Annotated in this window: 4 protein-coding genes and 1 pseudogene; 3 read left to right on the top strand and 2 right to left on the bottom strand. The window is 73.0% G+C overall.

Going from position 1 to position 7,823, the window contains the following annotated elements:
- A pseudogene (locus AAC134_RS22925) lies at nucleotides 1–500 on the bottom strand (hypothetical protein); the annotation flags it as partial.
- Between the two features lie 134 nt (nucleotides 501–634).
- Nucleotides 635–1,192 (bottom strand): NAD(P)H-dependent oxidoreductase, encoded by a 558-nt coding sequence (locus AAC134_RS22930; RefSeq protein ID WP_339951967.1) that lies wholly within the window; start codon nucleotides 1,190–1,192, stop codon nucleotides 635–637.
- A 406-nt stretch (nucleotides 1,193–1,598) separates the two neighbouring features.
- Between AAC134_RS22930 and AAC134_RS22935 the strand changes: the two genes are divergently transcribed.
- The 3 genes from AAC134_RS22935 to AAC134_RS22945 all read left to right on the top strand — a co-directional run bounded on the left by AAC134_RS22935 (nucleotide 1,599) and on the right by AAC134_RS22945 (nucleotide 7,662).
- Nucleotides 1,599–2,630 (top strand): calcium-binding protein, encoded by a 1,032-nt coding sequence (locus AAC134_RS22935; RefSeq protein ID WP_339951969.1) that lies wholly within the window; start codon nucleotides 1,599–1,601, stop codon nucleotides 2,628–2,630.
- A gap of 679 nt (nucleotides 2,631–3,309) precedes the next feature.
- Entirely contained in the window at nucleotides 3,310–4,467 is a 1,158-nt protein-coding gene (locus AAC134_RS22940; RefSeq protein WP_339951970.1) for an efflux RND transporter periplasmic adaptor subunit, read from the top strand.
- A gap of 3 nt (nucleotides 4,468–4,470) precedes the next feature.
- Nucleotides 4,471–7,662, top strand: coding sequence for a multidrug efflux RND transporter permease subunit (locus AAC134_RS22945; protein ID WP_339951972.1), 3,192 nt, complete (start codon nucleotides 4,471–4,473; stop codon nucleotides 7,660–7,662).
- The last annotated feature ends 161 nt before the right edge of the window (nucleotides 7,663–7,823 follow it).

Genomic DNA, 7,823 nt, shown 5'->3' on the forward strand with positions numbered 1-7,823 from the left:
TCCGCCCCGGACTTGCAGTGGAACAGCACCGGCGTGGGCGTGTCGCGGATCAGCGTCTCGATCGCGGCGAACTCCTCCCGGCTCGGCAACCCGCGAGAGCGGAGCACGGCGCGGGTGAAGGTCAGCCCCTCCCGCTCGCAGACCTCCCGCTCCAGCGGATAGGAGCCGTGCAGCACCCCCCCGCGCAGAGAGATCACCGCGCGCAGCCCCTCGCGCCGCGCCAGGCGCGCGATCTGGCCGGGCAGGGGCTGGGCGGCGCGAAAGGCCTCGGACCCCACCGGGTGCAGGTTCAGGTAGATCGCGCGGATCACGCCATGATCGGCCAGCAGCATGTCGAGCCAGGCCCGCAGCCGCGCGCCCGGCGTCTCGAGCGCGGTCTCCCACCGCTCCTGCGCGCGCAGCCGGCGGGCCTGGCGCTTGGCTTCCGCGGCCGACTTCGGCGGCGCCATCACGGCGTCGGGGCGAAGCGGATCGGAGGGGGGCTGCTGGGGCTCGGTCACGGGTCCGGGTCGGCTCTGGCTGCGCGCGGCGGGCGCGGGGTCGCGCCCTCCTAGCGGTCCCGGCCCGGCATTTCCAGCGCGGGCGACGCGCGCATGCGCGCCGCCGCCCCCGGGACGTCTCTCTCGCGCCGCGCTCAGCGGATCGTCTTCAGCGCGCCGCCCCAGGCCTGAAGCTCGTCGAGCATCGGCTTGACCGCCTCGAGGTTGGGGTCGGTCGGCTTGAACGTCCCGTCCTCGATCTGGTTGAAGAAGAACGGGATCGTGACCTGCTGGGGCAGGCACATCATGTTGGCGGTGGCGAAGATCGGCTTGATCGCCTGCACGCCCCGGATCCCCCCCGACACGCCCCCGTAGGAGACGAACGCGCAGGGCTTCCGCCCCCACTCCTTGGCGAGATAGGTGAAGGCGTTCAGCAGGGCCGGGGTGGGACCGTAGTTGTACTCGGGCGTCACGAACACGAAGGCGTCGGCGGCCTCGACCGCCGCGGCCCAGGCCTTCGTATGGTCATGCTGATAGTCCTGCATCCGCGGATGCTTGGGCTCGTCGTAGACGGGCAGGTCGAAGTCGGCGAGATCGACGTCGGCCACCTCGAACCCGCCGTGGGCGCGGGCCTCGCCCGAAAACCAGGCGGCGATCGAGGGGCCGACGCGGCCGGGGCGGGTGGAGGCGGTGACGACGGCGAGACGCAGCATGGCGAGAAATCCTTCCGGGGTGCGGGGTCGCGTCCGCTGCGGGATGCGGCGCGGCATGAGCTACACCTAACCGCTCCCCTCCCGCGGACAAGCCCCCGAGGAAGGGACTGGCCGTCCCCGCATCGGAAACCGTTCCGCCCGTGGCCGCTCACGGTTTCGCGCGCCAGCGCCGCCGCCACCCGGAGCCGCGCCCGACCCCGGCCCCCGGGCGCCCTTGCGGCGCCCGGGGGCCGGGACCATTGCAACGTGGCGGCGGGCTCGTTAATCACGGGCTCACGGTCCACGCCCGCACGAGCTGCCGTCCCTTCGGGGATCCCGCGCGCCAGCCAGCAGACGACCCGATCTCCAACAGGTCTTGCACAGCTGCGCCGGTCCCTGCGACCGGCCCGGGACAAGGGGCGCCATCATGGCCAGAACCGACTATGTGACCGTCGACGCCACCGCGGCGGGCGGCGTTGATTTCACCACCTGGATCGCCGAATATTTCGCGGCGCTGACCAACGGCGACACCGCCTTCTACGGGGGCACGCCCGACAGCGCCTTCGGCGGCACGTATTACATGAACGGCAGCCAGGTTCTCGTCTCCTACGACGACGCCGGCAGCGAGGAGGCCTCGCCCGCCTCGGTCCTCCTGCAGGGCGCCGACCTCGCCTACGACTTCATCCACAACGGCCCCGCCTTCGGGCACGGCATCTCCGGCTCGATCGACCAGATCGTCTTCGGCGACTGGGTCGAGGCCACGACCGGCGAGCAGGGGACCGGCGCCGAGGGCGAGATCACCGGCCTCGAGGCCGCGCTGACGATCTCGGGCCTCGACGTCTCGGCCGAGCCGGGCGCGGGCTCGGACGCCGAGACCAACGCCACCTACGCGCTCTATTCCGCCGCCCAGAACGGCGACGCGGACGCGATCATGGAGCTGCTGTCGGCCTACTCGCTGAACTTCGAGGGCGGCGAGGGCGCCGACCGCTTCCAGGGCGGCGACCTGCAGGACATGGCCGTGGGCGGCGCGGGCGACGACGCGCTTCTCGGCGGCGACGCCAAGGACCGGCTCTATGGCGGCGACGGCGACGACGAGCTGCGCGGCAACGCCTGGCGCGATCGGCTCGAGGGCGGCGCGGGCGACGACCGGCTCTACGGCGGCAAGGGCGCCGACCGGCTGATCGGGGGCGAGGGCGACGACTGGCTGAAGGGCGGCCGCGGCCCCGACCGGTTCGATTTCGTCGAGGGCGGCGGCGCCAACGTGATCGCCGACTTCGACGCCGACGCGGGCGACCGCGTGGTGTTCAGCCGCGCCGACATCGACGGCTTCTCGGCCCTGACCGAGGCGATGGAGGACACCGCCGAGGGCGTTCTCGTGACCCTCGGCGCCGACTACGACGTGCTGATCGAGGGCGCGACCGTGGCCGAGCTCGAGGCCGCCTCCTTCGGCTTCGTCTGACCCCGACCCGGGCTTTCGCCCCCCCGACCCCGGAAGGGCCGCGCCTCCCCGGCGCGGCCCTTCCCGCGTTCCGGGCCCGCCCGTTTGCGGAGACCCGCCCCTCGCGTCCCGGGCCGCAGACCCCGCGTCGACCCGCGCGAGGTCCCGACCGCCCGGCCCCCGCCGCCCCGCAGTCATCAGTGCAAACGCGCAGGGCAGGGCGACCAGCCCCGCGACGGAGACCCGGTCGAGCCGCGCCGCGTCGTCAGGCTCGCCCTCCGGCGAAGGGCGCGCAGGGCAGCCTCGCCGCCCCCTCGATCAAGGGACCGGCGGAGCGACCTGTGGCGCGGAAGGCACGCCGGCGGGCCCCGAGCTTCCGCTGCGGCGCAGGGGATCTTTTGGCGCCGCGGCGCCGCGCCCATCTCGGTCCGATCCAAGGCGCACCCCTCCACCGCGCCGAGCTGGAGATCCTGACATGACCGCGAGCCCCCCCGTTCGCGCGGCGTCCGTTCGGGCGTCGCGTGGGTCCGGCCTTCTCGTCCGCATCGCGCCCGAGCCCCGCACCCCGCCGCCCGCCCCGCGCCCCGTCCTGTCCCCCGCCCTGTCCCCCGCGAGATCCCTCGCCGAGCCTCCCCGCACCTCGCCCGCATCGCCCCGCGCCTCGCGGACCGCCTCGGGCGGGGCGCGCGCGCTGGCGCTGATGGCCGCCGCGCTGCTGCCCCTCGCGGCCCCGGCCCCGGCCCCGGCGCAGGAGCAGGCCCCCCCCGCGGTGACCGTGGCCCATCCCGTGACGCGCGACATCGTGGAGGACGACGAGTTCGTCGGCCGCTTCGACGCCTCGGCCGAGGTCGAGGTCCGCGCCCGCGTCGGCGGCTATCTCGAGGCGGTGCACTTCCAGGACGGCGCGCTGGTCAAGGCCGGCGACCTGCTGTTCACCATCGACCAGCGCAAGTTCCGCACCTATCTCGCCCAGGCCGAGAGCGAGGTGAACGTCGCGCGCGCCTCCTTCGACTTCGCCCAGGACCAGCTCGCCCGCGCCGAGGCGCTGGTGGGCAACGGCAACATCGCCCAGAGCGTCGTCGACCAGCGCCGCGAGGCGCAGCTCGCCGCCCGCGGCGCGCTCGAACAGGCCCGCGAGGCGGTCACCCAGGCCCGCATCGACCTCGAATACTCCGAGATCCACGCCCCCATCTCCGGGCGCATCGACCGCCGGCGGGTGACGCCCGGCAACCTCGTGCGCCAGGACGAGACCGTCCTGACCAGCATCGTCGCCGTCGACCCGATCCATTTCTACTTCGACATCGACGAGCGCTATTACCTCGCCTACGCCCGGGACGCCCGGGCGCGGGAGGCCTCGCTCCACCAGGGCGGCGGCGGGCTGAAGGTGAAGGTCACCCTCTCCGATCCCAAGGTCCCCGCGCGCGAGGGGGTTCTCGACTTCTCCGAGAACCGGCTGGACCGCGAGACCGGCTCGATGCGGGTGCGCGCCGTGCTCGACAACGCCGACATGGCGCTCGCGCCGGGCCTGTTCGGGCGGGTGAACGTGCCCGGCTCCTTGCCCCATCCCGGCGTGCTGGTGCCTGACGAGGCCATCGTCGCCGACCAGAACCGCCGCCTGGTGATGCTGGTCGACGCGGAGGGCAACGTCGTCCCGCGCCTGGTGCGCCCCGGCCCCCGGATCGACGGCTACCGGGTGATCCGCGAGGGGCTCGAGGGCTCCGAGACGCTGGTGATCGAGGGGCTGCTGCGCGCCCGCCCCGGCGCGAAGGTCACGCCCGAGCTTGTCGCGCTTCCCCCCATCGCCGCCCCGCCGGGCGAGCCGATGGGCGTTCCTGTCGCCATCAGCGCGGAGGACTGAGCCATGCTTCGCGTCTTCGTCGACCGTCCGATCCTGTCCTCGGTGATCTCGGTGGTGATCACGCTGGTGGGCCTGATCGCCTACACCCGGCTGCCCGTCGAGCAGTATCCCGAGATCGCGCCCCCCTCGATCGTGGTGCGCGCGGCCTATCCCGGCGCGGACGCGCAGACCGTGGCCGCCACCGTCGCCACCCCCCTCGAGGAGGCGATCAACGGGGTCGAGCGGATGCTCTACCTCTCGTCCTACTCGACCTCGGACGGCTCGATGCAGCTGACCGTGACCTTCGAGCTGGGAACCGACATCGACGCCGCCCAGGTGCTGGTGCAGAACCGGGTAGCCATCGCCGAGGCGCGCCTGCCCGCCGAGGTGCGCGCGCTGGGCGTGACCACGCTGAAGTCCTCGCCCAACCTGATGATGGTCGTGCACATGCTCTCGCCCGACGAGAGCCTCGACCAGCTCTATGTCTCCAACTACGCCCGCGCGCGGGTTCGCGACCGGCTGGTGCGGCTCGACGGCGTGGGCGACGTGCAGATCTTCGGCGAGCGGGAATACGCCGCCCGGATCTGGCTCGACCCCGACCGGATGTCGGCCTACGGGCTCAGCGCCGGCGACGTGGTGGCCGCGCTGCGCGAGCAGAACGTGCAGGTCTCGGGCGGGGCGCTCGGCGCGCCGCCCAACGATGCCGGCTCGGCCTTCGAGGTGTCGGTGACCGCGCAGGGCCGCCTCGAGACCCCGCGCGAGTTCGAGACCATCATCGTGCGCGCCAGCGGCGAGGGCCGCTACCTGCGGATCCGCGACGTGGCGCGGGTCGAGATCGGGGCGCGCAGCTACGTCTCGAACGCCTATCTCGACAACAAGCCCGCGGTCGCGCTCGGCATCTTCCAGCGCCCGGGCAGCAACGCGCTGGCCACCGCCGAGGCGATCCGCGCGACCATGGCCGAGCTCGGCGGCGACTTCCCTCAGGGCCTCGACTATCAGGTGATCTACGACCCGACCGAGTTCATCGCGGCCTCGGTCACCTCGGTCTACCACACGATCTTCGAGGCGGCCGCGCTGGTCGTCTTCGTGGTGATCGTGTTCCTGCAGTCCTGGCGCTCGGCGCTGATCCCGATGCTGGCGATCCCGGTGTCGCTGATCGGCACCTTCGCGGCCATGCTGGCGCTGGGGTATTCGCTGAACCTGCTGACCCTGTTCGGGCTGGTGCTGGCGATCGGCATCGTGGTCGACGACGCCATCGTGGTGGTCGAGAACGTCGAGCGCAACATCGCGCTCGGCCTCTCGCCGATCGAGGCCTCGCGGCGCACGATGCGCGAGGTCTCGGCCGCGGTGATCGGCATCGCGCTGGTGCTGATCGCGGTCTTCGTGCCGACGATCTTCGTGCCCGGCATCACCGGCCAGTTCTACGCCCAGTTCGCGGTGACGATCTCGATCGCCACGGCGATCTCGATGCTCAACTCGCTCAGCCTGTCGCCGGCGCTGGCGGGGATCCTGCTCAAGCCCCACCGCGAGGCGCACGCCCCGCGCGGGGCGCCGGCTCGGCTGGGAGGGGCGCTCGCGGGCGGCTTCAACCGCGGCTTCGAGCGGCTGTCGGCGGGCTATGCCGGCGCGGTGCGGCGGATCGCGGGAAGCTGGGGGGCGCTGGCGGGGATGCTCGCGGTCTTCGCCCTGCTGATCGGGGCCACGGTCTGGATGATCCAGCGCGTGCCGACCGGGTTCATCCCGCAGATGGACCAGGGCTACGCCATCGTGGTGGTGCAGCTGCCCGACGGCGCCTCGCTCGAGCGGACCGACGCGGTGATCCGCGAGGCTTCCGAGATCGCGACGCAGACCCCCGGCGTCGCCAACGCGGTGGCCTTCGCGGGCTTCTCGGGCGCCACCTTCACCAACGCCTCGAACCAGGGCGTGATCTTCGCCACCTTCGCCCCCTTCGAGGAGCGCGGAGCCCGGGACCTGCCCGCCGACCGCATCGTGGGCGATCTCTACGCCCGCCTGCAGTCGCTGCGCGAGGCCTTCGTCATCGCGGTGCCGCCGCCCTCGGTCAGCGGCGTGGGCAACGGCGGCGGCTTCAAGCTGCAGCTCCAGGATCTCGAGGGCGCCGACATGTCCCGGGTGCTCGAGACCGCCCACGCGGTGATGGGCAAGGCGCAAGGGTCGGGCGACGTGACGGGGGTGTTCACCACCTTCTCGGCCGGGGCGCCGCAGGTGTTTCTCGACATCGACCGCACCCGGGCCCAGATCCTCGACGTCCCCATCGGCGCGATCTTCGAGTCGCTGGGGGTCAATCTCGGCTCGAGTTACGTCAACGATTTCAACGCCTACGGTCGGCTCTACCAGGTCTATGTCCAGGCCGACCAGCGCTTCCGCCTGGAACCCGAGGACATCGCCCGGCTCAAGGTCCGCTCGGCCTCGGGCGCGCTGGTGCCGCTGGGCACGCTGGTCGAGGTCAAGCCCTCGGCCGGGCCCCAGCTCGTGCAGCGCTACAACATGCTGGTCTCGGTTCCCCTGCAGGGCCAGCCCGCGCCCGGCCGCTCGACCGGCGAGGCGCTGGCGGCGATGGAGGCGATGGTCGCCGAGGTCGCGCCCCCGGGCGTCACCTACGAGTGGACCGAGCTCGCCCTGCAGGAAAGCCGCCAGCAGGGCGGGGCCGGCCTGATCTTCGGCCTCTCGGTGCTGTTCGCCTTCCTGGTTCTGGCCGCGCTCTATGAAAGCTGGGTGCTGCCGGTGGCGATCGTGCTGATCGTGCCGACGGCGGTGCTTGCGGCGCTGATCGGGGTCTCGCTGCGGGGGATGGACAACAACGTCCTGACCCAGGTGGGGCTGATCGTGCTGGTGGGGCTCGCGGCCAAGAACGCGATCCTGATCGTGGAGTTCGCCCGCCAGGCCCAGCGCGAGCGCGGTCTCGACCCGCTGGAGGCCGCCGTCGAGGCGAGCCGCCTGCGCCTGCGCCCGATCCTGATGACGGCTTTCGCCTTCATCCTGGGCGTGGTCCCGCTCGTCGTCGCCACCGGGCCGGGCGCCGAGATGCGCCAGGCCCTGGGCACCGCGGTGTTCTCGGGCATGCTCGGCGTCACCCTGTTCGGCCTGTTCCTGACGCCGGTGTTCTACGTGGCCCTGCGCCGCCTGTTCCCGGCCCGCGACCGGATCGAGCCGCCCGAGCCCGAGGGCCCCGCCGCGTCCGCAAGCCCGCCGGCCTGACCGGCGCCCTCGCCCGGGCCTGCGCGCCGCCGCCGTGTTCCCACGGCGGCGGCGCCCCCCCGCCCCCGACCCCGCGGCCGTCTCGCCGCCGCCGGCGGCAACCCGCAGGATCCCGCCGCCCCCGCCTTCTCCGCTCCGCGTCGCGGGGCTGGACAGGCCGT

The organism is uncultured Albimonas sp. (assembly GCF_963977235.1).
Classification (GTDB): Bacteria; Pseudomonadota; Alphaproteobacteria; order Rhodobacterales; family Rhodobacteraceae; genus Albimonas.

Coding starts and splice junctions, on each gene's coding strand:
- AAC134_RS22930 (WP_339951967.1), bottom strand. CDS start 1,192: ATGCTGCGTCTCGCCGTCGTCACCGCCTCCACCCGCCCCGGCCGCGTC.
- AAC134_RS22935 (WP_339951969.1), top strand. CDS start 1,599: ATGGCCAGAACCGACTATGTGACCGTCGACGCCACCGCGGCGGGCGGC.
- AAC134_RS22940 (WP_339951970.1), top strand. CDS start 3,310: ATGGCCGCCGCGCTGCTGCCCCTCGCGGCCCCGGCCCCGGCCCCGGCG.
- AAC134_RS22945 (WP_339951972.1), top strand. CDS start 4,471: ATGCTTCGCGTCTTCGTCGACCGTCCGATCCTGTCCTCGGTGATCTCG.